This window comes from Pedobacter sp. GQ55, from assembly GCF_059758925.1.
This window is the reverse complement of record NZ_JCAXEI010000032.1, coordinates 1-430: the sequence shown is the minus strand read 5'-3', so window position 1 is coordinate 430 and position 430 is coordinate 1. Positions and strand designations below refer to the sequence as shown.

2 protein-coding genes are annotated in these 430 nt (G+C 43.0%); both read left to right on the top strand.

Annotated features, from left to right (window positions below):
• Positions 1-239 (top strand): hypothetical protein (locus AC6CH7_RS26495; RefSeq protein ID WP_498265567.1); only part of this gene is annotated, 239 nt, incomplete at its 5' end.
• Positions 236-430, top strand: a 195-nt coding sequence (locus AC6CH7_RS26490) for a hypothetical protein (RefSeq protein ID WP_498265566.1), incomplete at its 3' end; no start/stop codon positions are given. The genes AC6CH7_RS26495 and AC6CH7_RS26490, both read left to right, overlap by 4 nt.

Below are 430 nucleotides of genomic sequence, written 5' to 3'. Positions count from 1 at the left end.
TTAGATTATTTCTTTCCACGGGCGATCATCAAAAGACATCTCTTATTCTTGATGAACGGCAAATCCAGCATTATTTTACCGAAGAGGGCATCAGTCTTCAAATGATAAACACCGAAACTGTCGCCGAACTCATCAAAATACTGGTAATGGCCGATATTAAAATATACCGGCTTTATGCTGCGCAAAACGACCTTGAGACAATTTTTATGGATTTGATCGCAAATAAAAATAAGCTATGAAAACATTTATATACAGCTTTACGAGCGAATGGCTCAAAAGGAGGCGCAGTCTGGCATCATGGCTTGTGGTCTGCGGGGCCTTTTTTACCCCAACAATTATAATCGCGGTCCGTCTCTTTCACCACGAAGGGTTGCAGGCCGCCAGCAATGATGTAAGGTACTGGGAAAACCACTGGAAAAGCTGCTGGGAG